21 protein-coding genes are annotated in these 25,840 nt (G+C 71.1%); 20 read left to right on the forward strand and 1 reads right to left on the reverse strand.

The features are described from left to right. Positions 1-5: 5 nt before the first annotated feature. The 12 genes from dqs_RS12025 to dqs_RS12080 all read left to right on the forward strand — a co-directional run bounded on the left by dqs_RS12025 (position 6) and on the right by dqs_RS12080 (position 13,099). Positions 6-668 carry a protein-tyrosine phosphatase family protein gene (locus dqs_RS12025; protein WP_236778683.1) on the forward strand — a complete coding sequence of 221 codons (663 nt, stop codon included), beginning with the start codon at positions 6-8 and terminating at the stop codon, positions 666-668. Further along, positions 665-2,431: a lipid A export permease/ATP-binding protein MsbA gene (msbA, locus tag dqs_RS12030; protein WP_065340611.1), complete on the forward strand. Its 1,767-nt coding sequence runs from the start codon at positions 665-667 to the stop codon at positions 2,429-2,431. The genes dqs_RS12025 and msbA overlap by 4 nt, the downstream gene beginning before the upstream one ends. Then, positions 2,428-3,621, forward strand: coding sequence for a polysialyltransferase family glycosyltransferase (locus dqs_RS12035; protein ID WP_084018467.1), 1,194 nt, complete (start codon positions 2,428-2,430; stop codon positions 3,619-3,621). Before msbA ends, dqs_RS12035 begins: the two co-directional genes overlap by 4 nt. A gap of 5 nt (positions 3,622-3,626) precedes the next feature. Then, the gene (locus tag dqs_RS12040; RefSeq protein ID WP_157108183.1) at positions 3,627-4,904 is read left to right on the forward strand and encodes an O-antigen ligase family protein; all 1,278 of its coding nucleotides are present in this window, start codon (positions 3,627-3,629) and stop codon (positions 4,902-4,904) included. Then, positions 4,901-5,524, forward strand: a complete 624-nt coding sequence (locus tag dqs_RS12045) for a glycosyltransferase family 29 protein (RefSeq protein ID WP_065340613.1) — start codon at positions 4,901-4,903, stop codon at positions 5,522-5,524. The genes dqs_RS12040 and dqs_RS12045 overlap by 4 nt, the downstream gene beginning before the upstream one ends. Positions 5,525-5,528: 4 nt before the next feature. Continuing rightward, a complete protein-coding gene (locus tag dqs_RS12050; protein WP_065340614.1) occupies positions 5,529-6,527 on the forward strand; it encodes a polysaccharide pyruvyl transferase family protein in 999 nt (332 codons plus the stop codon). Between the two features lie 219 nt (positions 6,528-6,746). Further along, positions 6,747-7,823, forward strand: coding sequence for a glycosyltransferase family 9 protein (locus dqs_RS12055; protein WP_065340615.1), 1,077 nt, complete (start codon positions 6,747-6,749; stop codon positions 7,821-7,823). Further along, positions 7,820-8,935 carry a glycosyltransferase family 4 protein gene (locus tag dqs_RS12060; protein WP_065340616.1) on the forward strand — a complete coding sequence of 372 codons (1,116 nt, stop codon included), beginning with the start codon at positions 7,820-7,822 and terminating at the stop codon, positions 8,933-8,935. Before dqs_RS12055 ends, dqs_RS12060 begins: the two co-directional genes overlap by 4 nt. Positions 8,936-8,963: 28 nt before the next feature. After that, positions 8,964-10,034: a glycosyltransferase gene (locus dqs_RS12065; protein ID WP_065340617.1), complete on the forward strand. Its 1,071-nt coding sequence runs from the start codon at positions 8,964-8,966 to the stop codon at positions 10,032-10,034. Between the two features lies 1 nt (position 10,035). Then, positions 10,036-10,875, forward strand: a complete 840-nt coding sequence (locus tag dqs_RS12070; protein WP_011766055.1) for a polysaccharide deacetylase family protein — start codon at positions 10,036-10,038, stop codon at positions 10,873-10,875. A gap of 50 nt (positions 10,876-10,925) precedes the next feature. Next, a complete protein-coding gene (locus dqs_RS12075; RefSeq protein ID WP_041642584.1) occupies positions 10,926-11,372 on the forward strand; it encodes an SRPBCC family protein in 447 nt (148 codons plus the stop codon). An 83-nt stretch (positions 11,373-11,455) separates the two neighbouring features. Continuing rightward, on the forward strand, positions 11,456-13,099 hold the full coding sequence (locus dqs_RS12080; protein ID WP_065340618.1) for a GGDEF domain-containing protein: 1,644 nt from the start codon (positions 11,456-11,458) through the stop codon (positions 13,097-13,099). Positions 13,100-13,111: 12 nt separating this feature from the next. On the opposite strand, the gene dqs_RS12085 is transcribed toward dqs_RS12080, so the two are convergent. Beyond that, the gene (locus dqs_RS12085; RefSeq protein ID WP_065340619.1) at positions 13,112-14,068 is read right to left on the reverse strand and encodes a LysR substrate-binding domain-containing protein; all 957 of its coding nucleotides are present in this window, start codon (positions 14,066-14,068) and stop codon (positions 13,112-13,114) included. Positions 14,069-14,398: 330 nt separating this feature from the next. Here dqs_RS12085 and dqs_RS12090 point away from each other — a divergent pair, with 330 nt between their 5' ends. From dqs_RS12090 to dqs_RS12125, 8 genes are all read left to right on the forward strand, one after another. Continuing rightward, on the forward strand, positions 14,399-15,487 hold the full coding sequence (locus dqs_RS12090; RefSeq protein WP_065340620.1) for a sigma-54 interaction domain-containing protein: 1,089 nt from the start codon (positions 14,399-14,401) through the stop codon (positions 15,485-15,487). 268 nt (positions 15,488-15,755) lie between these two features. Continuing rightward, positions 15,756-16,403: a TonB family protein gene (locus tag dqs_RS12095; protein WP_065340621.1), complete on the forward strand. Its 648-nt coding sequence runs from the start codon at positions 15,756-15,758 to the stop codon at positions 16,401-16,403. A 36-nt stretch (positions 16,404-16,439) separates the two neighbouring features. After that, positions 16,440-17,261: a MotA/TolQ/ExbB proton channel family protein gene (locus tag dqs_RS12100; protein WP_011766061.1), complete on the forward strand. Its 822-nt coding sequence runs from the start codon at positions 16,440-16,442 to the stop codon at positions 17,259-17,261. A gap of 6 nt (positions 17,262-17,267) precedes the next feature. After that, positions 17,268-17,687: an ExbD/TolR family protein gene (locus tag dqs_RS12105; protein WP_011766062.1), complete on the forward strand. Its 420-nt coding sequence runs from the start codon at positions 17,268-17,270 to the stop codon at positions 17,685-17,687. Positions 17,688-17,705: 18 nt separating this feature from the next. Next, positions 17,706-18,134: an ExbD/TolR family protein gene (locus tag dqs_RS12110; RefSeq protein WP_011766063.1), complete on the forward strand. Its 429-nt coding sequence runs from the start codon at positions 17,706-17,708 to the stop codon at positions 18,132-18,134. 121 nt (positions 18,135-18,255) lie between these two features. Then, positions 18,256-19,530 (forward strand): efflux RND transporter periplasmic adaptor subunit, encoded by a 1,275-nt coding sequence (locus tag dqs_RS12115; RefSeq protein ID WP_065340622.1) that lies wholly within the window; start codon positions 18,256-18,258, stop codon positions 19,528-19,530. Beyond that, positions 19,527-22,631: an MdtB/MuxB family multidrug efflux RND transporter permease subunit gene (locus dqs_RS12120; protein WP_065340623.1), complete on the forward strand. Its 3,105-nt coding sequence runs from the start codon at positions 19,527-19,529 to the stop codon at positions 22,629-22,631. The genes dqs_RS12115 and dqs_RS12120 overlap by 4 nt, the downstream gene beginning before the upstream one ends. Then, entirely contained in the window at positions 22,631-25,765 is a 3,135-nt protein-coding gene (locus dqs_RS12125; protein WP_065340624.1) for an efflux RND transporter permease subunit, read from the forward strand. Before dqs_RS12120 ends, dqs_RS12125 begins: the two co-directional genes overlap by 1 nt. Positions 25,766-25,840 lie beyond the last annotated feature (75 nt).

The following is a 25,840-nucleotide window of genomic DNA, read 5'->3' on the forward strand; positions in this document are numbered from 1 at the left end:
CAGGCATGAACGCAGCGTTATCCACCCCCACCCGCCGGCTGCGCGCCTGGCTGGACATGCATCTGGTCGACCACGGCGCGATCCGCGCGGTGTACAACAACTTCCATGCGCTGGGCGGCGGCATGTACCGCTGCAGCCAGCCCAGCCCGGCGCAGATCCGCCGCTACCACGCCCGCCACGGCATCCGCAGCATCATCAACCTGCGCGGGGTGCACGATTACGGCTCCTACTTCTTCGAGGAAGAAGCCTGCGCCCGCCTCGGCATCGCGCTGCACAGCGTCAAGCTGTACTCGCGGGTGCCGCCGTCGGTGGAAGAAATCCACCGCATGCGCGACCTCTTCGCCGGCCTGCAGTACCCGGCGCTGCTGCACTGCAAGTCGGGCGCCGACCGCGCCGGGCTGGGCGCGGCCCTGTACCGCATCCTGCAACTCGGCCACCCGGTGCGCGAGGCGATGCGCGAGCTGTCGTGGAAATACGGCCATTCGAAGCGCGCCCGCACCGGCATCCTCGACTTCTTCTTCGCCAGCTATCTCCCCCACCACGCGCGCACGCCGATCGCCTTTCTCGACTGGGTGGACACGGTGTACGACGAACAGGCGCTCAAGGCCGCCTTCCGCGACCACGGCTGGGCCAGCGCGATGGTCGACACGGTGCTGCGGCGGGAATGAAAGACGCCTTTACGCTCTACCGGCGGCTGCTCGGCAGCCTCGCCCCCTATCGCGGCGTGGTGGCGCTGTCGCTGCTGGCGATGGTGGCCGCCGCCGCGCTGGAGCCGGTGCTGCCCGCGCTGCTCAAGCCGCTGGTGGATGACAGCCTGATCGCGCGCCGTACCGCGGCGCAATGGCAGGTGCCGCTGTTGATCCTGCTCGCCTTCGTGGCCAAGGGCGTGGCGGAGTACGTCGCCAGCGTGTCCAGCCAGTGGATCGCCAACAAGGCGATCACCGACCTGCGCCGCCGGGTCTTCCGCCACCAACTGCACCTGCCGCTGGCGGTGCATCAGGCCGAAGCCGGCGGCCGCATGCTGTCGCGCATCCTGTACGACATCCCGCAGGTGGGCGCGGCGCTCTCCACCGCGTGGATCGTCGTGATCCGCGACGCCTGCATCATCGTCGGGCTGGTCGGCTACCTGGTCTATACCGCGTGGGAACTCACCGTGCTGATCGTTGCGATCGCGCCGCTGGTGGCGTGGCTGATCCGCATCGCCAGCCGCAAGCTGCGCGGCACCAACCGCGCGATGCAGGAGACCACCGGGGCGGTTACCGGCGCGGTGGAAGAGTCGCTTGCCGGCATCCGCGAGATCAAACTCTTCGGCAGCCACGACTGGGAAGACGCGCGCTTCGCCACGCTCGCAGAACGCCTGCGCAAGCAGACCATGCGCAGCGTGCGCATCGCTGCCGCCAACGCACCGCTGGTGCAGGTCCTCGCCGCGGCGGCGGTATCGGCGGTGATCTGGGTGGCCTCGCTGCTGTCCGCCGAAAACCGCCTGACGCCCGGCGAGTTCGTCGCCTTCGTCACCGCGATGGCGATGCTGTTCGAGCCGATCCGCCGCCTCACCAACATCAATGCCGTCATCCAGCGCGGGCTGGCCGGCGCGCAGAGCCTGTTCGAACTGCTCGACACGCCGGCCGAAGCCGATGCCACCGGCGGCACGGACCAGCGGCCGCCCGCGCGCGGCGAACTGCGGCTGGAGCACGTCGGCTTCCGCTATCCGGGCCAGGACACGCCCGCGCTCGACGACTTCAGCCTGACCGTGCGGCCGGGCGAAACCGTGGCGCTGGTGGGCGCCTCCGGCAGCGGCAAGAGCACGCTGGTCAATCTCGTCGCGCGCTTTCACACCCCGCAGCACGGCCGCATCCTGCTCGACGGCGATGCGCTCGACGCGCTGCCGCTGGCGTGGCTGCGCAGCCAGATCGCCTGGGTGGGACAGCAGGTGGTGCTGTTCGACGACACCGTGGCCGCCAACATCGCCTACGGCCGGCCGGACGTGTCGCGCACCGCGATCGAGGCCGCCGCCCGCGCCGCCCACGCGTGGGACTTCATCGCCGCGCTGCCGCAGGGGCTGGACACCCGCATCGGCCACGACGGCGACCAGCTTTCCGGGGGCCAGCGCCAGCGCATCGCCATCGCCCGCGCCTTCCTGCGCGACGCGCCCATCCTGCTGCTGGACGAAGCCACCTCGGCGCTGGACAACGCCTCCGAGCGCGCGGTGAAGGACGCGCTCGACCGCCTGCGCCGCCAGCGCACCACGCTGGTCATCGCCCACCGCCTGTCCACCGTGCGCGACGCCGACCGCATCGTGGTGATGGCGCACGGCCGCATCGTCGAATCCGGCACGCACGACGAACTGGCCGCGGCCGGCGGTGCCTATGCCCGGCTGCTGGCCGGCGGCGGGCAGGCCGAACCCGCCCTGGCCCTGGCCGAACCCGCATGAAGCCGCTGCACGCCGCCCGCCTGCCGCTGTGGCGGCCTGCGCTTCCGGACGCCGCGGCCGAGGGCGGCGCGCTCGCCGCGTCGCTGCCGCCTTCCCCCTGCGTCGGGCCTGGCGGTGACAGCGTGCTGCGCGCGGCGCCCTCGCCCGCCCCAGCGGTGGCGGCCGGCACCGTCGCGCTCTACTTCGTCGCCTCGCCGCTGCAATACCTCGCGGCGCGCCGCATTGCCGCCACCGCCGAGGCCGGCAGCCGACAGGTGCTGGTCTGGTACAAGCACAGCGTGGCCAACATCGTGCGCCCCGAGGAATGGGACGCCACCGCCTTCATGCCCTGGCCGCGCTGGGAACCGCTGCCCGGCGCCTTCGGCCGCCACCGCCGGCTGCGCGCCAACATCGCGCTGGTCGCCGCCCTCGTCGGGCACTGCGAGCGGCTCCACATCCACAGCGCGGTGTTCGACACCGAGGCGATCAACTACTTCCTGCGCGCGCTGCCGCCCGCCTGCGGCGCGCGTTCGATGCACGCCCGCATCCTGCCGGACGGCATCATCAGCACCCGGCGCTACCCGCTCAGCCTGGCCAGGCGCCTTGCGCAGCTCGGTCGCAAGCTGCGCCGGCTGGCAGCGCCGGAGCTGGACTACTGGTGCTTCGGCGGCGACCGCATCGGCTCGGACGCGCCGTTCTGCGACCGCATCTACGTGCTGCCCGGCCTGCCCCACGCCTACCCGGCGCACAAGGTGGCGGTGCTGCCGCCGCTGGTGGAAGCCGGCCAGGATGCGGCGGCGGCCGGCGGCCCGCGCCGCGCGCTGGTCGTCGGCCAGCCGCTCACCGCCTTCGGGTTGATGCGCGCGGAAGACCTCGCCGCCGTCACCGCCGAGATCCGCGCCCGCCTCGACGCGCTCGGCATCGACGCGGTGGACTACAAGCCGCACCCCAAGGATCGCCAGCACGAGCTGACCCATCCCGACTACCGCACGGTAGCGCCAGCGGAGCCGCTGGAGCGCTTCATGGCCGCGCGCCACTACCACGCGGTGCTCGGCGTGCGCTCGTCGGCGCTGCTGTTCGCCCGCCAGCTCTACGGCGCCGACACCGTGGTCGAGGCCTGCGGCTGGTCGCGCATCCGTTTCAAGTCGGCGGCCGAGCGCGAGGACATGGCGCGCAGCTTCGAAGCGGTCGGCGTGGTGTTGCGGCCGTGACGGGCGTGAATCACGGGCACACCGTTTCGCCCGGCGCCGGCGCAAGGCTGGCGCCGCTGTGCGGCGCGGCCGCGGTGCTCGGCTTCGCCGGTCTGGTCGTGCTGCGCGGGCCGGCCAGCCCGGGCACGGTGGGTGCGCTGCTGGCCTGCGCCGGCTTCGGGCTCGCGCTCGCCAGTGGCCGGCTGCACCGCGACGAGGCGATGCTGGCGCTGATCTTCGCGCTGGTGCCGCTGTACTGCGTGCTCAATCTCGCCCTCACCGGCTGGGACCCCGGCCAGCTCGACAAGCCGGGCCGGCTGCTGCTGGCGATCGGCATCATGCTCGCGCTGTCGCGCTGCGGGCTGCCGGCGCACTGGCTGCATCACGGCTGCCTCGTCGGCTGCTACGCCGCCGCGGCAATGGCGGCGTGGCAGGTGGAGTGGCTGGGCATGGAGCGCGCCAGCGGCCCGATGAACGCGATTCCGTTCGGCAACAACGCGCTGCTGCTCGGCTTTTTCGCGGCGGCGGGCTGGCTGGCCCAACCCGCGCAGCAGCGCGGAACGCCGCTGACGCTGGTGACCGCGGGCGCCACGCTGGCCGCACTGTATGCGTCCTTCGCGTCCGGCAGCCGCGGCGGCTGGATCGCGATTCCGGCACTCGCCTGGATACTCGCGCTGGCCGCCGAGCGCACGCGCCGCGGCCACCGGCTGGCCTACGCCGCGACCGCGCTGGCGCTGACCGTCGCGACCGTGGCGGCGGTGCCTGCGCTGCATGCGCGCAGCGTGGCGGAGATCGACGCCGTCCTCCACGCCTGGCACGCGACGCCGGCCGAGGCCGCCCGGATGGAGTTGTCCTCGGTCGGCACCCGGCTGCAGCTCTACCGCCTCGGCCTCGACGCCTTCCTTGCCCATCCACTGTCCGGCATCGGCTACGGCCAGCTTGCGCCCTGGCTGGCGGCGCAGGCGCAGGCCGGCCTGCTGCCGCCGGACTTCGCGCGCTACACCCATCTGCACTCGGGCCTGATCGACACCGCCGCGCGCGGCGGCGTGCTCGGCCTGCTCGCGCTCGGCGGCCTGCTGGGCGGGCTGGGGCGCTACTTCGCCCCCGGCCTGCGCCACGCCGACGCCGAAGCGCGCGCTTTCGCGCTGTACGGGCTGCTCGCCACGGTAGCGGCGCTGCTGTTCTCGCTGACCAACGTGTTCTTCCCCGCCATCGTCGGCACCAACATCCTGGTGCTGACGCTCGCCGTGCCCGCCGGCGCGCTCGCCCACCGGCTGCGCGTCGCCACCGGAGGCGCTCGATGATCCCCGCCGCGGTGCCGCTGCCCGCCGACGAGCGCCTGCGCGCGCTGCTGGACGAAGTGGCCGGCCGCCGGGTGGTCGTGGTCGGCAACAGCAGCGGCCAGTTCTCGCAAGGGCTGGGCGAACGCATCGACGGCTTCGACCTGGTGGTGCGGATGAACCTCGGGCTGGTGCGCGAGCCCCGCCACCAGGGCAGCCGCACCGACATCGTGTTCAGCTCCACCGACAAGCTCGACGCCGCCACCATCCTGTCCGCCTATCGCCCGCGCTGGACCGTGTGGGCCACGCCCAAGCGCGAGCGCATGCCCGACCTCGCCGCGTTGGGCGACACGCTGGTGCTGCATCCGCTCGAAGTGTGGGACGCGCTGCATGCGCGCACCGCGCCGGCGCGCCCTTCGACCGGGCTGATTGCGATCAACCTCTTCTTCCAGTACGGCCGCTGCGCGGATCTGGCCTTCGCCGGGTTCGACTTCTTCGCCAGCGGCACCTTCTACCACCGCCGGCTGTTCGGGCTGCTGCCGGGCCGGCGCAAATCCTCCACCGCGCACGACGGCGACGTCGAGGCGCGCGCCGCGGCGACGATGATCGCCAGCGGCCGCCTGCGCGACTTGTCCGCCCGCTGACCCCATGCGCCCGCTCCGCGTTGCCGTCTTCAACGACACCCGCCGCACCTCGCACTACGGCTGTGAATTCGTCATGGAGGTGCTCGCCGCCGAACTGCGCGCACGCGCCATCGAGCCGGTGTTCCACTGGCCGATGGGCCATGACTGGCGCGGGCGGCCCGAGGTGGATGCGGCGCTGCGCACGGTGGACGCGGTGATCGTCAACGGCGAGGGCTCGATCCACGACAGCGCGCGCCGCGCACGCGCGCATTACCTGACCGAAATCGCCGGCCACGCCCGCGCGCTCGCCGGCATCCCCAGTTTTCTCGTCAACGCCTCGCTGTATGCGCTGGAGCCGTGCGTGATCGATCGTCTGCGCGATTTCGATGCCCTCTACCTGCGCGAAAGCGGCTCGCTCGCCACGCTGGCGGGCAGCGGCCTTGCCGCCGCGGTGGTGCCCGACCTGACGCTGATGGTGACGCCGTCTGCGTCCGGCGCGCGCGCCGGCGTCGTGGGCACCGACTCGGTCAAGGCCGACGTCGCCGCGCGCCTCAAAGCCTTGTGCGCCGCGCGCGGCTGGGCCCACACCCGGCTCACCCACGCCGCGCGCCCGCGGCGCGCCGAACACGGCGCCGGCTACGAATACCTGCGCCGCCATGCCAAGTGGCTGCACGCGCTTGCCACCGGGCGCAACACACGCTCGCGCCACGCCTTCCTGCGCCTGCTGGCGGGGCACGGCCTGCTGGTCAGCGGGCGCTTCCACGCGGTCACGCTGGCGCTCGCCACCCGCACGCCCTTTGTCGCGGTGGAATCGAACACGCCCAAGATCTCCGCGCTGGTGCACGACGCGCTGGGCGGCAGCACGCGCGTGCGCCCGCTCGCCGAGCTCGAACAGCTCGACCCCGCCGCGTGGGCCTGGACCGCCGCCGAGGCGCAGTCGCTGGAGGCCTTCCTGGACTCGGCACGCCGGCGCGGCGCGGCCATGTTCGACGCGATCCGCGCAGCGCTCGACGCGCGCCGCTGACGCCCCGCCACCTCAACGGCATTTTCACAAACGCCCCGCCTTTTCTTCACGAAGGCGGCGGCACATTGATGCCCGGGACCGACAGCAGCGGCCCCCGCGGCACCGGGCGCCAGGGGGCGTCCGGGCGCCGCACCCGCTTTCATCAAACCCCCATTTTCCGGTCATCGACCCGCAACCAAGGCGCGCCACACTGGCTTTCACCGCATTCCATCCCCCCGCATGAAGCGCATCCTCCTCATCCGCAGTTCGGCCATCGGCGACCTCGTGTTCGCCTCGCCCTTCGCCGCCGCACTGCGCAGCCGCTACCCGCAGGCGCACATCGCCTGGCTGGTGGAAAGCGGGCTCGAAGGCCTGCTCGAGGCCGATCCCTGCATCGACGAGGTCATCGGCTGGCCGAAGGCGGAATGGAAACGCCTGCTGCGCGAGCGCGACTACGCCGGGCTGCGCCGCCGCGTGCGCGGCTTCGCGGCGGAACTGCGCGCGCACCGCTTCGATACCGCGATCGACCTGCAAAGCCTGCTCAAGAGCGGCTGGCTGGCCTGGCTGTCGGCCGCGCCGCGCCGCATCGGCCTGGGCTCGCGCGAGGCCAGCGGCCTGCTGATGACCGAGGTGGTGCCCGCCGGCGGCACGCCGGGCCGTATCAGCTCCGAATACCTTCATCTGGCCGAACGCCTCGGCCTGGACACCACCGACTTCCTGCCGCGCCTCACCGTCGGCGACGAGACCGGCCGCAAGGCCGCGGCGCTGCTCGCCGGCTACGGGTTGGCCACCGGCGCCTACGCGGTGCTCGCGCCCTTCACCACGCGGCCGCAAAAACACTGGCCGGAAGCGTCGTGGCGCGCACTGGCGGCGCGCGTGCGCAACGAACTCGGGCTGGTGCCGGTCATCCTCGGCGGCCCGGCGGACCGCGAGGCCGCCCACCGCATCGCCATCGGCGCACGCGGCGCGGTCGCGCTGGCGGGGCTCACCACGCTGGCCGAGGCGGCCGCCATCGTCGCCGGCGCCGCGCTGCTGATCGGCGTGGACACCGGCCTCACCCACATGGGCAGCGCCTTTGCCACCCCCACCGTGGCGATCTTCGGCGCCACCCGCCCCTACCTGGATGCAGGCCGCGCGCAGACCCGCGTGATCTGGCTCGGCTACAGCTGCTCGCCGTGCCGCCGCAACCCGACCTGCGGCGGCAGCTTCCCCTGCATGAGCGACATCGACCCCGACCGCGTGCTCGCCGAAGCGCGCGGCGCGCTCGCGCGCCACGCGGCGCACTCCCACTGCCCACCCGAGGAGAAGGCGGCATGAAGATCCTGCACATCGAATCCGGCCGTTTCCTGTACGGCGGCGGCATGCAGGTGCTCTACCTGATGGAAGGCCTGGCGCGGCGCGGGGTGGACAACCTGTTCGCCTGTCCGCGCGGGGCACACATCGCCCCGCCCGCGCGCGCCCATGCCCGCGTGGTGGAAATGCCGATGCACGGCGACCCCGACTTCGGCATGGTCTGGCGCCTGCGCCGCCTGATCCAGCACGAAAAGCCCGACCTGGTGCATGTGCACAGCCGCCGCGGCGCCGACTTGTGGGGCGGCCTGGCCGCGGCCCTGAGCGGCACGCCCTGCGTGCTGTCGCGCCGGGTGGATAACCCGGAGAGCCGCGCCGTCGCCGCGGTGAAATACCCGCTGTACGACCGCGTGATCACGATCTCGGAAGGCATCCGCGAAGTGCTGCGCGACGCCGGCGTCCCGCGCGCGCGACTGGCCTGCGTGCGCAGCGCGATCGCGCCGCGGCCGTGGCTGCGCGACTACGACAAGGCGGGCTTCCGCGCCGCGCTCGGCCTCGCGCCCGACACCCCGGTGATCGGCATGGTCGCGCAGTTGATCGAGCGCAAGGGCCACCGCTACCTGCTGGCGGCGCTGCACGAGGTGCTGCCGCGGCATCCCGGCCTGCAGGTGCTGATCTTCGGCCGCGGCCCGCTGGAAGACGCGCTGCGCGTGCAGATCGCCGAACAGGGGCTGGCCGGCAACGTGCGCCTGATGGGCTTCGCCGACAACCTGCCGGAGGTGCTGGGCTGCCTCGACGTCGTGGTGCACCCCGCCGACATGGAAGGGCTGGGTGTCTCGCTGCTGCAGGCTTCCACCGCCGCGGTGCCGATCCTCGCCAGCCGCGTCGGCGGCATTCCGGAGGCGGTGCGCGATGGCGAAACCGGGCTACTGGTGCCGCCGGGCGATGTCGGCAGCCTCGCCGGCGCGCTCAACCGCCTGCTCGACGACCCGCTGCTGCGCGCACGCATGGGCGACAACGGCCGCGCGCTGATGCTGCGCGAGTTCTCGGTGGATGCGATGTGCGAAGGCAATCTGGCGATCTACCGCGACGTGCTGAGCGCCGCGCTGCCCGACGCGCTGGCCGACCCGCTGATGTAGGCGGCAACACGAGGACGCGCGGCACAGGATGAAATCGCTACACATCATCGGCAGCAAGGAGATGGGCGGGGCCGAACGCTGGTTCGTCCGCTTCCTGGCCGCCATGCAGCGCCACGGCGCCGCGGTGGAAGCCGTGGTGCGGCGCGGCTCGGCGCTGGTGGGCCAGATGCCGGCCGGGCTGGTGCCCGACACGCTGCCACTGCGCACCGTGTGGGATCCGCTGTCGCGCCACGAACTCGCACGCCGCATCGCGCGCAGCGACGCCCCCATCGTGCAGACCTACATGGGGCGCGCCACCCGCCTGACGCGGCTGGAGCCGGGCCGCGGCAAGGTGCACGTATCGCGCCTGGGCGGCTACTACCGGCTGCCGCCCTTCGCCCACGCCCACGCCTGGGTGGGCAACACCCGCGGCCTGTGCGACTGGATGATCCGCGGCGGCCTGCCCGCGGCGCGCGTCCATCACATCACCAACTTCGCCGAACCCGCGCGCACGGTGCCCGCCGCCGAACTGGCCGCGCTGCGCGCGCGCATCGGCGTGGATGTGGACGACTGCGTGCTGCTGACCGCCGGGCGCCTGGTCGAGGTGAAGGGCCAGCGCTACCTGATCGACGCGTTCGCGCGCCTGCCGCGCGAGATCGACGGCCGCCGGCTGCGGCTGGTGATGCTGGGCGACGGCCCGCTGGGTGCCGCGCTGCGCCGCCAGGCCGAAACCGCAGGCGTGGCCGAGCGCGTGATCTGGGCCGGCTGGCAGCATGACCCGGCACCCTGGTTCCAGCTGGCCGACATGGTGGTGTTTCCGTCGCGCGATGCCGAAACCCTCGGCAACGTCATCCTCGAAGCCTGGACACACGGCAAGCCGCTGGTCGCCACCGCGTTTCGCGGCGCGCGGGAGATCGCCCGCCATGGCGACGACGCCTGGGTGGTGCCGTGCGACGATGCCGCGGCGCTCGCCGCCGGCATCGAGCACACCCTGCGCGACGCCGGACTCCAGCACGCGCTGGTGACCCGCGGCCGTGCGCGGGTAGCGGGCGAATTCTCCGAAACCGGCGTGGTCTCGCAGTACCGCGCCCTTTACGCCCAGCTCGCCGACCGCCGCTGACATGCCCGTGCCCGCCCTGCAGCCCGACCGCATCAACATCCTGATGTACCACCAGGTGGGCGACTTCGGCCGCAGCCCCGCGGTGCGCGCCCATCCGTCCACCTACTGCGACCGGCACCGCTTCGCGCGCCAGATGGCCTGGCTTGCGAGCCACGGCTACACCGTGCTGGACATGGACGCGGTGCTCGCCTGCCTGCGCGGCGAACGCGCGATTCCGCCGCGCGCGGTGGCGCTGACCTTCGACGACGGCTACCGCAACTTCTACGAGCATGCGTGGCCGGTGCTGCAACGCCACGGTTTTCCGGCCACGGTGTATCTGATCGCCGACATGCTCGGCCAGCCGGCGCGCTGGTTTGCCGCCGACGGCCGCGACACGCCGCCGCTGATGGCACGTGCGGAGCTGCTGGAACTGCGCCGTGCGGGCATCCTGTTCGGCTCGCACACCGCCGGCCACGTCAAGCTCGCGCAACACAGCGACGCGGTGATCCACGACGAGCTGAGCCGGTCCAGGCAGGTGCTGGAAGACCTCTTCGGCGAGCGCATCGACCACTTCTGCTACCCCTACGGCAGCCACGACCTGCGCGTGGTGGAGGCGGTCGCCGAGGCCGGCTACCTGACCGCGACCACCTGCAACCGCGCCCCGGCCGGCCGCGACGACGACCCGCTGGTGCTGCCGCGCAAGGCGATTGCGCACGGCGACAACCTGCTCGGTTTCCTGTGGCGGCTGCACATGAAGAACACCCCGCGCAAAACGCCGCTGCATCGTGCCGACGTCGCCGCGCCCGCGCCGGGCGTCGGCCGCGGGCTTGCGCTGGCGGCCGGGGTCGACAATAACCAGTAGACGCTGCCGCGATGCCGCCCGGCAGCGGCACCCACCTGCCGGAGGCTCCGATGACCACCAACACCATCCGCCTGCACCGCGTGCTGCGCGCCCCGTCCGAGCGCGTCTATCGCGCCTTCCTCGACCCCGCCGCGCTGGCCAAATGGCTGCCGCCGCACGGCTTCACCGGCACGGTGCACGCGCTCGACGCGCAGGTCGGCGGCCGCTACCGGATGTCCTTCACCCACCTCGGCAGCGGCTATACGCACAGCTTCGGCGGCGCCTATCTCGAACTCGAACCCGGTCGCCGGCTGCGCTACACGGGCGAGTTCGAAGACCCTAACCTGCCGGGGCAGATGCAGACCACCGTGACGCTGCGCCCGGTGTTCTGCGGCACCGAGCTTGAAGCCGTGCAGGAAGGGATTCCGGCCGCGATTCCCCCCGAAGCCTGTTACCTGGGCTGGCAGGAATCGCTGCTGCTGCTCGCCCAGCTGGTGGAAGCCGAAATCCCCACCTGAGGGCCGGCGCGCCGTGGTGCATTTCCGCCACGGTGCGCGCGTTTCGGGTAACCGGATGTTTCAGCGTGGGATAAAATCTTTCTATGACGCTGAAACGAGTTTCCCAAAGCCTGCTCGCGCGCCTGATCGCCTTTGGCCTGCTGCTGGTGATTCTGGGCAGCTTCGCGCGCTACTACCTGCTGGCGAAATACCTGCGGGAAGACCTCACCCAGCTCGTTTCCGCGCAGCAGCTCGCCTACGCTGAAGCCGTCGCGCAGGACATCGACTTCAAGCTGCGCGAACGCCTGCGCCTGCTGCAGCGGCTGGCCGCCACCCTGCCGCAGACGCTGCTCGACGACCCCGAGCGCCTCGGCGCCTGGCTGGCCGAACGCCACAAACTCAATCCGGTGTTCTCGCTCGGCATCGTGGTCGCGGATACGCGCGGCACCGTGCTGGCGGACTACCCCGCAGCGCCGGGCCGCAGCGGCGGTTCGCTGGCAGGCGACCCCGACTTCACCCACGCGCTGAAAGGCGAAGGCCGCATCGGCCGCCCCAAGACCGGGCTCTTCACCGGCGCCCAGCTGCTGCCGATGAGCGTGCCGCTGCGCGCGCGCGACGGCAGCGTGCGCGCGGTGCTGATCGGCCTCACCGCGCTTGCCGCACCCGATTTCCTCGACCGTATCAGCCACGGCCGCATCGGCGAGAGCGGCGGCTTCCTGCTGGTTTCGCCCGCCGACCGGCTCTTCGTGGCCGCGGGCAGGCCCGAGCTGGCGATGAAGCCGACGCCGCCGTCCGGCGTCAATCCGCTGCATGACAAGGCGATGGACGGCTTTCGCGGCGCGGGCGTCACCACCAATGCGCAGGGCGTCGAGGAAGTCTCGGCGATCGCCAGCGTGCCGAGCACCGGCTGGTTCGTGGTCGCGCGGCTGCCCACCGCCGAAGCCTACGCGCCGGTGCGGCGCGCGCAGGAGGTGGTGATCCGCCAGAGCATGATCGCGGTGGCGCTGGTGCTGGGCGTGGCCGGCTTCTTCATCCGCCGCATGCTCGGCCCGCTGCATCGCGCGGCGCGGCTGGCCGAACGCATGACCGCGGGCGAGCTGCCGCTGACCCCGCTGCCGGTGGTGCGCGACGACGAGGTCGGCCTGCTGACGCGCGCCTTCAACCAGCTGCTCGGCAAGCTCACCGCCAGTCAGGTGGACCTGCAGCGGATGGCGCACCACGACGAACTGACCGGCCTGCCCAACCGCGTGCTGCTGGCCGACCGCCTGCGCCAGGGGCTGGCGCGCGCCCGCCGCAAGGACAGCCGCATCGCCGCGCTCTACCTCGACCTCGACGGCTTCAAGCCGATCAACGACAGCCTGGGGCACGAGGCCGGCGACATCGCGCTGAGGGACGTCAGCGCACGCCTGAGGGCGGTGCTGCGCCAGAGCGACACGCTGGCGCGTGTCGGCGGCGACGAGTTCGTGCTGCTCGTCACCGACCTCGCCAGCCGCGAGGACTGCGCCGGCGTGACCGAACTCGCGCGCCGCTGCATCGAGGCGGTCGCCCCGCCGCTGTCGATCAAGGGCCATACGCTGCGGGTGGGCGTGTCGATCGGTATCGCCTTCGGCGCCGCCCACGACGATCCGGAGGCCGTGCTGATGGCCGCCGACCACGCGATGTACGAGGCGAAGAAGGCCGGGCGCGGCTGCTACCGGATCGCCGAAGCGGCGTCTTCTCCGGCGGATACGGAGCCGCTCCCGGGTTAACGCACGCCGCATCTAGTGCGCGCAGTCGGCGCCGCGCGGCGCCAGGTCGCGCTGCAGCGCGGACAGGATGTCATCCAGGCTGCGTTCCGCCGCCAGCATCGCCACCAGTTCAAGCGCGTATTCGCGCAGGTAGGCACCGCGGCGCACCGCGACCCGGGCCACGTTGGGTCCGAACAGGTGGCGCGCGTCCAACTGCGCCACGCCTCCACGGGCGGCCGCGCCGCGCGCCGCCATCTCGGCGACGATGCCCACGCCGAAGCCCGCTTCCACATAGGTGACGATCACGTCGGCGTCCAGCGCCGCCAGCACCACGTCGGGCGCCAGCCCCGCGGCGGAAAAAGCGGCGTCGATCACGCTGCGTCCGGCAAAGCCTTCGCCATAGGTCACCAGCGGGTGCTCGGCGAGCGCCGCCAGCGTCAATTCCCCGGCCGCGGCCAGCGGATGCGCCGGCGGCACGATCACCGCGTGATGCCATTCGCGCACCGGAAAGGCCTGCAGGTCGCGGTGGCGGTCGATCGCCTCGGTGGACACCCCGAGATCGGCCTCGCCGTTGGCCACCCATTCCGCGATCTGCGCCGGCGTGCCCTGCTGCAGCACCAGCTTCACCTTCGGGAAGCGCGCGCGGAAGTCGTGCAGCGCGGCAGGCAGCAGATAACGCGCCTGGGTGTGGGTGCTGGCGATGCGCAGCTGACCGCAATCCTGGATCGCGAAGCGGTCGGCGACCTGCTTGAGATTACGCACATCGAGCAGGATGCGGTCGATCACCGGCACCAGCACCTCGCCCGGCGGCGTCAGGCCGGTCAGGCGCTTGCCGCGGCGCTCGAACAGCTCGACGCCGAGTTCGTCCTCCAGCTCCTTGATCTGGCGGCTGACGCCCGGCTGGGAAATGAACAGGCTGCTAGCCACGCCGGAAAGGTTGAAATTCTGCCGGATGGCCTCGAGGACGAGGCGGAGTTGACTGACATTCATGCTGGCAAACCGCGCGCTGGAATAGGGACGAGGAACGGCCGCAATCCGGCCCGGAATGCGGCGGATTCTCGGTGGCCGCGGTGAAATTGGATAACCAATTAAATTTCATACTCAATTCATCTCTACGTTGATATCCAAATTCAAGCGCGACAGGGAATAAGGAATTCGCTTCGATTCTGCTATCGACTGCACATATCTTCTGTTTGCCCCCCGGGAACTCCGCCCTAAGCTTGATGACAGCCGCTCCCTCCCCGGGATCGCCCCATAACAAGCATTCGACCGGCCGCCTTGGCGAGCCGGTTGGTTTCATCCCTGCTGGTAGAGAAACCCATGAGCGAATCGAGTCCGGGAAAACTGCTGACCCTTCCCAATGCCGAGAACCAGGCACTGACAATCCGCGCCAAGGCACTGATTTTCCACGACAGAAAGTCGCTTGCCCTGTTGCGGCATGTTGAACGCGTCGCCCCCAGCGATGCAAATGTATTGATCATCGGTGAAACCGGCACCGGCAAGGAATTGATTGCGCGCCATATCCACGCATTGAGCGGCCGCCGTGGGCCCTTCATTGCAGTCAATTGCGGTGCCTTTTCCGAGAACCTGGTCGAGGCCGAATTGTTCGGCCATGAAACCGGCGCATTCACCGGCGCCCAGCAGGCGCGCGCCGGCTGGTTCGAAGCGGCCAATGGCGGCACGCTGTTCCTCGACGAAGTGGGCGATCTGCCGCTCGCGATCCAGGTGAAATTGCTTCGCGTGCTGCAGGAACGCCAGGTGGTGCGGCTCGGCTCGCGCAAATCGACGCCGGTGGATGTGCGGCTGGTCGCGGCCACCAACGTCGATCTGGAAAAGGCCGTGGCAGCCGGGCATTTCCGCCTCGATCTCTATTACCGCCTGAACGTCGCCCCGGTGATGCTGCCCGCATTGCGCGAGCGCGCCACCGACATCCTGCCGCTGGTCGATTATTTCATCGAGTACTACCGCCACCGGCTCGGCATCGACGCGCCCACGCTGAGCCCGGAAGCCGAAACCCTGCTCACCCGCTACCACTGGCCGGGCAACATCCGCGAGCTGGAGAACGTGGTGCATTTCGCCCTCATCGTCTGCCAGGACGGCATCGTCACGCCCGCCGACCTGCGCCTGCCGGGCGTAACCGGACCCGGCGCCGCGGGTGCGGCCCCGACCGGCGGCGATCCGTTCGCCTCGCTGCAGGTGCTGGTGTGCCGGCTGCTGGAAGGCGGCACGCCGGCGCTGTACGAGCAGATCGAGCGCCTGCTGTTCACCACCGCGTTCGAGTACTGCCGCGAGAACCAGGTGCGCACCGCGCGCGAGCTGGGCATCTCGCGCAACATCCTGCGCACCCAGCTCAAGCGCTTCGGCCTGATCGGCGACGCCACGCCCGAGACCGCGGACGCCTTCGACTAGGCCTCGGCTGCTGCAGCGCAGCACCTGCTGCGCGCGCAGCAGCCGCTTTCGCCGGTTGCCGCGCAGCCAGCACCGCGCGCCGCGCGTTTCGCACCCAGCGCCGCCTCGGAAGAAACCCAACACATTGTTTTATATCGATTAAGGCAATTTCTTCAGGCGCCGTCGCAAACAGGCACGCGCCATGCTGAAGACCCAGCGTATGTCGCCGCGCACGCGAACCGGAACCCTCGTCCCGCTTCGCCGCCCGCTTCATGGAGATCCACAGACGATGAGTTATGCAGAGCAGCAAAAAGACCCGCGCCGGCTGATGATCGGTTTCACGGCGGTGCTGGGCTTTCACATCATCCTCGGCTACGGGCTGGCCAACGGCCTCGGGCGCAAGGTCATCGAAGTGCTGAAGGCACCGCTGGACGTGAGCCTGATCGAGCCGGTGAAACCGGCGCCGCCGCCCCCGCCTCCTCCGCCGCCCAAGCAGGTGGTGAAGGCCCCGCCCAAGGTTGCACCGCCGCCGCCCGCCTATGTGCCTCCGGTGGAGACGCCGGTACAGGCCCCGCCGCCGGTGATCGCCGCGACCTCGGCCGAACCGCAGCCGCCCGCGCCGCCCGCGGCCCCGGCGCCCGCCCCCGTGCCGGCCGCGCCGCCGGTGGTCGACATCGCGGTGACCTGCGCCAACCACGTCGCGGTGCGCAGCCAGGTCGCCTACCCGCCGCAGGCCGAACGCCTCGGTCTGTCGGGCGACGTGGTGGTCGATTTCACCGTCGCGCCGGACGGCTCGATCAAGAACGTCGCGGTGTCGCGCAGCAGCAATTCCGTCTTCAACGCCGCCGCCACCGCCGCGGTGGCCAAGCTCCGGTGTTCCGGCCAGGGCCAGGACGTGCGCGTACGCGTGCCCTTCGCCTTCCGCCTCGACGCCTGAGCCTTCTTCACGAACCCCCTTTTCAGGAGAACCGCCATGATCCGCAACCGCAACCCCCGGGCCACCGCCGCCCGCCTCCTCCTCGCCCTCGCCACCCTTGCCGCCGCGCCGCTGGCGCTCGCCCAGGGCGGCGCCACCACCACGGTGGAGAACCCCTACGGCCTCGAAGCGCTGTGGAGCGCGGGCGACTTCGTCGCCAAGGGCACGCTGGCCATCCTCGTCGTGATGTCGATCGGCAGCTGGTACATCATCTTCAGCAAGCTCTACGAGCAGGCCAAACTCAACCGCCAGGGCAACAGCGCCAACAAGACCTTCTGGGGCGCGGGTGATGTGGACAAGGGCCTTGAGACGCTGGACAAGAACTCGGCCTACCACTACATCGCCAAGTCCGGCAACGACGCCACTGCCCACCACGACGGCCTGCTGCAGTTCATCGACGTGAACGAGTGGATCCAGCTCTCGATCCACCGCGCCACCGAGAAGGTGCAGAGCCGGCTGCAGGGCGGGCTCGCCTTCCTCGCCACGGTCGGTTCCACCGCGCCCTTCGTCGGCCTGTTCGGCACGGTGTGGGGCATCTACCACGCGCTCACCGCGATCGGCGTTGCCGGCCAGGCCTCGATCGACAAGGTGGCCGGCCCGGTCGGCGAGGCGCTGATCATGACCGCCATCGGCCTTGCCGTCGCGGTGCCGGCGGTGCTGGGCTACAACTGGCTGGTCCGCCGCAACAAGGCCGCGCTGGAAGACGTGCGCAGCTTCGGCGCCGAACTCCACGCCGTGCTGCTCGGCGCCCACGCCGAAAAGGCCGCGCGCGGCAAGAGCGGCCACGCCCACCCGCCCATCCACGCAGTCGCGGGGTAAGCCGCCATGGCGATGACCCTGCCGGGCGAAGAGGACGACGTCGTCTCCGCCATCAACACCACGCCGCTGGTGGACGTGATGCTGGTGCTGCTGATCATCTTCCTGATCACCATCCCGGTCGTCACCAACACGGTGGCGGTGGAACTGCCCAAGGAAACCAACCAGCCGCGCGTCACCGCGCCGGAGAACATCAACATCGCGGTCACCCGTGACGGCAAGGTGTTCTGGAACGAGAGCGCGGTGACCGACAGCGAGGCGCTGGTCGAACGCCTGAAGGGCATCGCGCTGCAGGAACCGCAGCCCGAGGTGCAGATCCGCGGCGACGGCGAGGCGCCCTACGAGTTCGTCGGCAAGGTGATCTTCGCCTGCCAGCGCGCCGGCATCGTCAAGGTCGGCTTCATCACCGAACCGCCGCCGCGCGGCTGATCCACAGGAGAACCGACCATGGGAATGAACGTCGCCGCCGCCGGCGGCTCGGGCGATCCGGAAGTGCTGGTGGACATCAACACGACGCCGCTGATCGACGTGCTGCTGGTGCTGCTGATCATGCTGATCATCACCATCCCGATCCAGCTCCACTCGGTGAACATGAACATGCCGGTGGGCACCCCGCCGCCGCCGACCACGCCGCCCGAGGTGGTGCGCATCGACATCGACCCCGCCGGCACGGTGCTGTGGAACGGCGAGGCACTGGCCGACGCAGACGCGCTGGAATCGCGCCTGACCACCGTCGCCGCGCTCGAATCGCCGCCCGAGCTGCACGTCAATCCGGACAAGCGGGTGGCCTACAAGTCGGTCGCCACGGTCATGGCCGCGGTGCAGCGCAAGGGACTGACCAAGGTGGGCCTGATCGGCGCCGAACAATTCCTCTGAGCACGCGGCCCGGCCGCCCCAGTCAACCGCCCCCGCGCTGTCGCGGGGGCGTTGGCATGCCCGTTACACCGCCCCCCGGGGCGGCATTGCCTCCCAACTCTTGCGCCCCGCCAGGCTCCCCATGGGCTTCAACCTCCGCACCCTGCTCAACAAACGCACGCTTGCACTCGCCATCGGCCTGCTGGCCGGCGGCGCCTCCGTCTATGCCTACCTGCAACCCGCCGGGCGCACACCCAACCCCCAGGCCGCACCCGGTGCGCCCGGCGGCGAAGGCGCCCGCGCGCTGCGCCGCGGCCCCGGCGCCCCGCCGCCGGTGCTGGCGGTACGCGCTACCGCCGCGCGGGTGGGCGATCTCGACATCGCGCTGTCGGCGCTCGGCACGGTTACCGCGTCCAACACCGCGGTGGTCAAGCCGCGCGTCGGCGGCCAGCTCACCGCGCTGCACTTCCGCGAAGGCCAGGTGGTGAAGGCGGGCGAACTGCTCGCCGAGATCGACCCGCGGCCGTTCCGCATCGCGCTCGATCAGGCGCGCGCGCAGCGCCTGCGCGACGAGGCCACGCTGGGCGCGGCACGGGTGGACCTCGAACGCTACCGCGCGCTGCTGGCGCAGGACTCGATCGCCCGCCAACAGGTGGACGCGCAGGAAGCGCTGGTGCGCCAGCTCGAAGGCACTGTCGCCGCCGATGCCGCGCTGGAAGCGCAGGCCGCGCTGCAGCTGGAATTCACCCGCGTCACCGCGCCGGCCGCCGGCCGCCTCGGGCTGCGCGTGGTGGACATCGGCAACCAGGTGGACGCGCAGGACGCCGCCGGCCTCGTCGTCATCACCCAGACCCAGCCCATCCACGCGGTGTTCGCGCTCGCGGCGGACGCGCTGACGCCGCAGCTCGGCCAGTTGCAGCAGGGCGCGCGCGGCGCGGTGGTGGAAGCCTGGAGCCGCGACGGCCGCACCCGGCTGGCCGAGGGGCGGCTGATCAGCATCGACAACCAGATCGATGTCGCCACCGGCACGCTGAAGCTGAAGGCCGAGTTCGCCAACGGCGACAACAGCCTGTTCCCCAACCAGTTCATCAACGTGCGGCTGCGCGCCGAGACCCGCCGCGACAGCGTGCTGGTGCACAGCGCCGCGGTGCAGCGCAACGCGCAGGGCAGCTATGTGTTCGTGGTGGGCGACGACCAGCGCGTGCAGGCGCGGCAGATCCGCACCGGGCCGAGCGCCAACGAGCTGACCGTGGTGGAAGACGGCCTTGCCGGCGGCGAACGCATCGTGCTCGACGGCACCGACCAGTTGCGCGACGGCGCGCGCGTGGATGTGCTGAGCGTGGACGGGGTCACCGTGGCGCTGGCGGAGCCGGCCACGGCCCGAAACGAGCGCCGTCCGCCCGGGGCGGCGCAATGAACCCCTCGCGGCTCTACATCCTGCGGCCGGTGGCGACCTCGCTGCTGATGCTCGCGATCCTGCTCGCCGGACTGATCGGCTACCGGCTGCTGCCGGTGGCGGCGCTGCCGGAGGTGGAGTACCCGACCATCCAGGTCTCCACCCTCTACCCCGGCGCTAGCCCGGAGGTGGTGGCCTCGTCGATCACCGCGCCGCTGGAACGCCAGCTCGGCCAGATCGCCGGGCTCAAGCAGATGTCCTCCACCAGCTCCGGCGGCGCCTCGGTGATCACGCTGCAGTTCGCGCTCGGCCTGTCGATGGACGTGTCGCAGCAGGAGGTGCTGGCCGCGATCAACGCCGCCAGCGCCTTCCTGCCCGGCGACCTGCCGATGCCGCCGGTATTCAGCAAGGTCAATCCGGCCGACGCGCCCATCGTCACGCTGGCGATCTCGTCGGGCACGCTGTCGCTGCCGCAGGTGGCGGACCTGGTCGATACCCGGCTCGCGCAGAAGATCTCGCGCATCGCCGGCGTCGGCCTCGTCAGCATTGGCGGCGGCCAGCGCCCGGCGGTGCGCATCCAGGTCAATCCGCAGGCGCTCGCCGCGCAGGGGCTCAACCTGGAAGACATCCGCACCGCCATCGGCGAGGCCAACGTCAACATCGCCAAGGGCAGCTTCGACGGCCCGCTGCGCGCCTCCACGCTGGACGCCAACGACCAGCTGCGCTCCGCCGACGAATACCGCCGCCTGATCATCGCGTGGAAGAACGGCGCGCCGATCCGGCTGGGCGACATCGCCGAACTCGTCGACGGCGCCGAGAACACCCGGCTGGCCGCATGGGCCGACACGCGCCCGGCGGTCATCCTCAACATCCAGCGCCAGCCAGGGGCCAACGTCATCGACACGGTGGACCGCATCAAGGCGCTGCTGCCCACGCTGCAGGCCTCGCTGCCGGCCACGGTGGACCTGCGCCTGCTGTCCGACCGCACCACCACCATCCGCGCCTCGGTGCGCGACGTCGGCCACGAGCTGCTGCTGGCGATCGCGCTGGTGGTGATGGTGATCTTCATCTTCCTGCGCAACCTGCCGGCCACCTTCATCCCCAGCGTGGCGGTGCCGCTGTCGCTGGTCGGCACCTTCGCGGTGATGTACCTCGCCGGCTTCTCGATCAACAACCTGACGCTGATGGCGCTGACCATCGCCACCGGCTTCGTGGTGGACGACGCGATCGTGATGATCGAGAACATCGTCCGCCACCTGGAGGAAGGCGAAAGCCCGCTGGAGGCGGCGCTGAAGGGCGCGCAGCAGATCGGCTTCACCATCATCTCGCTGACCTTCTCGCTGATCGCGGTGCTGATCCCGCTGCTGTTCATGGGCGACGTGGTCGGCCGCCTGTTCCGCGAATTCGCCATCACGCTGGCGGTGGCGATCCTGATCTCGGCGGTGGTGTCGCTGACGCTGACGCCCATGATGTGCGCGCGCCTGCTGCACCACGCGCCGGAAGAAAACCACGGCGCCTTCTTCCGCCTCACCGGCGCCTTCATCGACCGCTGCATCGCGCGCTACGCGGTGGCGCTGCGCTGGGTGCTGGCGCGCCAGGGGCTGACGCTGGCGGTGGCCGGCGCCACGCTGGGGCTGACCGTGCTGCTCTACCTGATCGTGCCCAAGGGCTTCTTCCCCGCGCAGGACACCGGGCTGATCCAGGGCATCACCGATGCGCCGCAGAACGTGTCCTTCGCCGCGATGGCGCAGCGCCAGCAGGCGGCGGTCAGCGCCATCCTCGGCGACCCGGCGGTCGACAGCGTGTCGTCGGTGGTGGGCGTGGATGGCGTGAATGCCACGCTCAACAGCGGCCGCCTGCTGATCGCGCTGAAGCCGCTCGGCGAGCGTGACGCCGGCGCCGCGGCGGTGATCCAGCGGCTGCAGGCGCGGCTGAAGGCGGTGCCCGACATCGCGGTGTACATGCAGGCGGTGCAGGACCTCACGATCGAGAGCCGCGCCGCGCGCACCCAGTACCAGTTCAGCCTGGAAGGCGCCAACGCCGAGCAGCTGGGCGAATGGGTGCATCTGCTGCGCGACCGGCTGGCGCGGGAGCCGGCGCTCGCCGACGTCGCCACCGACTGGCTGGACCAGGGCCGCCAGGCCTATGTGGACATCGACCGCGACAGCGCCGGCCGCCTCGGCATCACGCCGGCCGACATCGACGCCGCGCTCTACAACGCCTTCGGCCAGCGCCAGATCTCCACCATCTTCACGCAGACCAACCTTTACCGCGTGGTGCTGGAGGTGAAGCCGGAATTCCAGCGCGGCCTGGCGGCGCTCGACAGCCTGTATCTGGTCTCGGCCAGCGGCGCCCAGGTGCCGCTGTCGGCGGTGGCTCGCATCAGCGAACGGCCGACGCTGCTGGCGATCAACCACATCGGCCAGTTCCCGGCCGCCACCTTCTCGTTCAACCTCGCGCCCGGCGCGGCGCTGGGCAACGCGGTGGAAGACATCCGCGCGGCCTTCGCCGAACTGGACCCGCCCGCCAGCCTCAGCCTGCATTTCCAGGGCGCGGCGCAGGCTTTCCAGGCCTCGCTCACCAGCACCGTGTGGCTGATCGTCGCGGCCATCGTCACCATGTACATCGTGCTCGGCGTGCTCTACGAGAGCTACATCCACCCGGTGACCATCCTCTCCACCCTGCCCTCGGCCGGCGTCGGCGCGCTGCTGGCGCTGCTGCTCGCCGGGTCGGACCTCGGCATCATCGGCATCGTCGGCATCATTCTGCTGATCGGCATCGTCAAGAAGAACGCCATCATGATGATCGACTTCGCACTGGAGGCCGAACGCGACCACGGCAAGTCACCCGACGAAGCCATCTTCGAAGCCTGCCTGCTGCGCTTCCGGCCCATCCTGATGACCACGCTCGCCGCCCTGCTCGGCGCGCTGCCGCTGATGCTGTCGACCGGCGTCGGCGCCGAGCTGCGCCAGCCGCTCGGCATCACCATGGTGGGCGGGCTGATCGTGTCGCAGGTCCTCACGCTGTTCACCACCCCGGTGATCTACCTCGCGTTCGACCGCCTCGGCCGGCGCGCGCGCCACCGCCTGGGCGGCCTCGGCGCGCAGGCGGGAGAAGGCTGATGTCGCTCGCCGCACGCTTCATCCGCCGCCCGGTCGCCACGGTGCTGCTCACGCTCGGCGTGGCGCTGGTCGGGCTGGCGGCTTTCTTCCAGCTGCCGGCGGCGCTGCTGCCGCAAGTGGATTACCCGGTGATCTCGGTGCGCGCCAGCCTGCCCGGCGCCAGCCCGGACACGATGGCGGCCAGCGTGGCGATGCCGCTCGAACGCGCGCTCGGCAGCATCGCGGGGGTCAACGAGATCACCTCGCGCAGCAGCCTGGGCAGCACCGAGGTGGTGCTGCAGTTCGACCTCTCGCGCGATATCGACGGCGCCGCGCGCGACATCCAGGCGGCGATCAACGCCTCGCGCTCGCAACTGCCCTCGGGCATGGCGGGCAACCCCACGCTGCGCAAGTCCAACCCCAACGACAGCCCCATCCTGATCCTGGCCATGACCTCGGACGTGCTGTCGCGCACGCAGATCTACGACGCGGCGGTGACCATCCTGGCGCAGAAGCTCGCGCAGGTGGAAGGCGTTGGGCAGGTCAGCGTGGGCGGCAGCTCGCTGCCCGCGGTGCGGGTGGAACTCAACCCGCTCGCGCTGGCGCGCAGCGGCGTCAGCGCCGAGACGGTGCGCGGCGCGATCGCCAGCGGCAACGTCAATCGCCCGAAGGGCTTCGTGGAGGACGGCGGCCGCCACTGGCAGATCGGCGCCAACGACCAGGCCCTGAGCGCGGCCGACTACACGCCGATGATCGTGCACTGGCAACAGGGCGCCGCGCTGCGGCTCAGCGACGTGGCCGAGGTGCGCGACGGCGCGCAGGAGCTGCGCAACGCTGGCGTCGCCAGCGGCCGGCCGGCGGTGCTGCTGATGGTCAATCGTCAGCCCAACGCCAACATCATCGCCACGGTGGACCACATCCTGAAGCTGCTGCCCGAGCTGCAGGCCGCGATACCGCCGCAGATCCGGCTGGAGGTGTCGCAGGACCGCAGCACCACCGTGCGCGCCTCGCTGCGCGACGTCGGCGTCTGCCTGGTGCTGTCGGTGCTGCTGGTGGTGCTGGTGGTGATCGGTTTCCTGCGCGACCGCCGCGCCGCGCTGATCCCGGCGGTGACGGTGCCGGTTGCGCTGGTCGGCACGCTGGCGCTGATGTACCTCGCCGGCTTCAGCATCAACAACCTGTCGCTGATGGCGCTGACGGTGGCCGCCGGCTTCGTCGTGGACGACATCGTCGTGGTGCTGGAAAACACCACCCGCCACATCGAACACGGTCTGTCGCCGCTGCAGGCGGCGCTGCGCGGCGTCGGCGAGGTCAGCGGCACGCTGGTGTCGATGGCGCTGTCGCTCGCCGCGGTGTTCATCCCGATCATCTTCATGGAGGGCGTGGTCGGCCGCCTGTTCGGCGAATTCGCGCTCACGCTGGTGGCGGCAATCGGCGTCTCGCTGCTGCTGTCGATCGCCACCGCGCCGATGCTGTGCTCGCGCCTGCTGCGCCCCACCACGGCGCTGCCCGCGCCCGGCGGTTTCGGCCGCCTGCGCGAACGCACGCTGGCCGCGCTGCTGGCGGGTTACCGCCGCAGCCTGGGCTGGGCGCTGGACCACCGTGCGACGATGCTGCTCGCGCTGGCCGGCGTCGTCGGACTCAACGTCTATCTCTACACGGTGGTGCCGAAAGGCTTCCTGCCGCAGCAGGACACCGGCCGCCTGATCGCCTTCATCGAGGGCGACCAGAGCAGCTCCTTCCAGGCGATGTACGAACACCTCACGGTGATCGACTCGATCCTGCGCCAGGACCCCGCGGTGCTCCGCACCTCGGGCTCGGTGGGCGGCAACGGCCCCGGCGGCGGCACCGTGACCTCGGCGCGGATGTTCGTCACGCTGAAGCCGCTCGGCGAACGGAGAGAGCCGGCGCAGGCGGTGATCGAGCGCCTGCGCCCCCGGCTCGCCCGGGTCGCCGGCGCGCGCGTGTTCGTGATGTCCGCGCAGGAGATCCGCATCGGCGGCCGCGGCGGCTCATCGGATTACCTCTACACGCTGCAGAGCGACGACCTGGATGCGCTGCGCGCGTGGGAACCGAAGATCCGCACCGCGCTCGCCGCGCTGCCGCAACTGGCCGACGTGAACACCGATACCCGCGACAAGGGCCTGCAGACACGGCTGGTGGTGGACCGGGAGGCCGCGGCGCGGCTGGGCCTGAGCCAGCGGGCGATCGACCTCGCGCTCAACAACTACTTCGGCGAACGGCTGGTGTCGACCATCCACCATCCGCTCAACCAGTACCGGGTGGTGATGGGCGCCGCGCCGCACTTCTGGCGCAGCCCCACGGTGCTGGCCGACATCGTGCTGGTGGCCGAAGACGGCAGCCGCGTGCCGCTGTCGGCGGTTGCGCACTGGGAGCCGGGCAACGCCCCGCTCACGGTCAATCACCAGTCGCAGTTCGCCGCCTCCACGGTCAGCTTCGCGCTCGCCCCCGGCGTGCCGCTGGGCGAGGCCACGCGCGCGATCAGCGCGGCCATGGCGCAGCTCGGCGTGCCGTCCAGCATCTTCGGCAGCTTCGAGGGCGCGGCGCGCGCCTTCCAGTCCGCCGGCAACAGCCAGCTGCTACTGATTCTGGCCGCGATTGTCGCGGTCTATCTGGTGCTCGGCATCCTGTACGAGAGCCTGCTGCACCCGCTCACCATCCTGTCAACGCTGCCCTCGGCCGGCATCGGCGCCGTGCTGGCGCTGCTCGCCTTCGGCACCGAATTCACCGTGATCGCGCTGATCGGCGTGATCCTGCTCGCCGGCATCGTGATGAAGAACGCGATCATGATGATCGACTTCGCGCTGCACGCGCAGCGCAGCCACGGGCTGGCCCCGCGCGAGGCCATCCTCGACGCGTGCGTGCTGCGCTTCCGCCCGATCATGATGACCACCGCCGCTGCCATCCTCGGCGCGCTGCCGCTTGCGCTCGGCAGCGGCGACGGCGCCGAACTGCGCCAGCCGCTCGGCATCGCCATCGTCGGCGGGCTGCTGGTCGGCCAGTGGCTCACGCTGTACACCACGCCGGTGGTCTATCTCGCGCTCGACCGCCTGCGCCTGCGGCTCGCCCGCCAGGCGCACAAGCGGATTGCGGCCCCCGCTGCCGCGCCGGCCCCCGCCGTCGATCCCGCCTGACGCCCCCAATGAAACCGCACACCGCGTCACCCCCCGCCGCCTTGCCCGCCATGACCCCACCACCACCTCGCCACG

This window comes from Azoarcus olearius (assembly GCF_001682385.1).
In the GTDB taxonomy this organism is placed as follows: domain Bacteria; phylum Pseudomonadota; class Gammaproteobacteria; order Burkholderiales; family Rhodocyclaceae; genus Azoarcus; species Azoarcus olearius.

Coding starts and splice junctions, on each gene's coding strand:
- dqs_RS12110 (WP_011766063.1), top strand. CDS start 17,706: ATGGGAATGAACGTCGCCGCCGCCGGCGGCTCGGGCGATCCGGAAGTG.
- dqs_RS12050 (WP_065340614.1), top strand. CDS start 5,529: ATGCGCCCGCTCCGCGTTGCCGTCTTCAACGACACCCGCCGCACCTCG.
- dqs_RS12070 (WP_011766055.1), top strand. CDS start 10,036: ATGCCCGTGCCCGCCCTGCAGCCCGACCGCATCAACATCCTGATGTAC.
- dqs_RS12120 (WP_065340623.1), top strand. CDS start 19,527: ATGAACCCCTCGCGGCTCTACATCCTGCGGCCGGTGGCGACCTCGCTG.
- dqs_RS12100 (WP_011766061.1), top strand. CDS start 16,440: ATGATCCGCAACCGCAACCCCCGGGCCACCGCCGCCCGCCTCCTCCTC.
- dqs_RS12075 (WP_041642584.1), top strand. CDS start 10,926: ATGACCACCAACACCATCCGCCTGCACCGCGTGCTGCGCGCCCCGTCC.
- dqs_RS12090 (WP_065340620.1), top strand. CDS start 14,399: ATGAGCGAATCGAGTCCGGGAAAACTGCTGACCCTTCCCAATGCCGAG.
- dqs_RS12065 (WP_065340617.1), top strand. CDS start 8,964: ATGAAATCGCTACACATCATCGGCAGCAAGGAGATGGGCGGGGCCGAA.
- dqs_RS12025 (WP_236778683.1), top strand. CDS start 6: ATGAACGCAGCGTTATCCACCCCCACCCGCCGGCTGCGCGCCTGGCTG.
- dqs_RS12080 (WP_065340618.1), top strand. CDS start 11,456: ATGACGCTGAAACGAGTTTCCCAAAGCCTGCTCGCGCGCCTGATCGCC.
- dqs_RS12085 (WP_065340619.1), bottom strand. CDS start 14,068: ATGAATGTCAGTCAACTCCGCCTCGTCCTCGAGGCCATCCGGCAGAAT.
- dqs_RS12035 (WP_084018467.1), top strand. CDS start 2,428: ATGAAGCCGCTGCACGCCGCCCGCCTGCCGCTGTGGCGGCCTGCGCTT.
- dqs_RS12060 (WP_065340616.1), top strand. CDS start 7,820: ATGAAGATCCTGCACATCGAATCCGGCCGTTTCCTGTACGGCGGCGGC.
- dqs_RS12045 (WP_065340613.1), top strand. CDS start 4,901: ATGATCCCCGCCGCGGTGCCGCTGCCCGCCGACGAGCGCCTGCGCGCG.
- dqs_RS12105 (WP_011766062.1), top strand. CDS start 17,268: ATGGCGATGACCCTGCCGGGCGAAGAGGACGACGTCGTCTCCGCCATC.
- msbA (WP_065340611.1), top strand. CDS start 665: ATGAAAGACGCCTTTACGCTCTACCGGCGGCTGCTCGGCAGCCTCGCC.
- dqs_RS12095 (WP_065340621.1), top strand. CDS start 15,756: ATGAGTTATGCAGAGCAGCAAAAAGACCCGCGCCGGCTGATGATCGGT.
- dqs_RS12055 (WP_065340615.1), top strand. CDS start 6,747: ATGAAGCGCATCCTCCTCATCCGCAGTTCGGCCATCGGCGACCTCGTG.
- dqs_RS12115 (WP_065340622.1), top strand. CDS start 18,256: ATGGGCTTCAACCTCCGCACCCTGCTCAACAAACGCACGCTTGCACTC.
- dqs_RS12125 (WP_065340624.1), top strand. CDS start 22,631: ATGTCGCTCGCCGCACGCTTCATCCGCCGCCCGGTCGCCACGGTGCTG.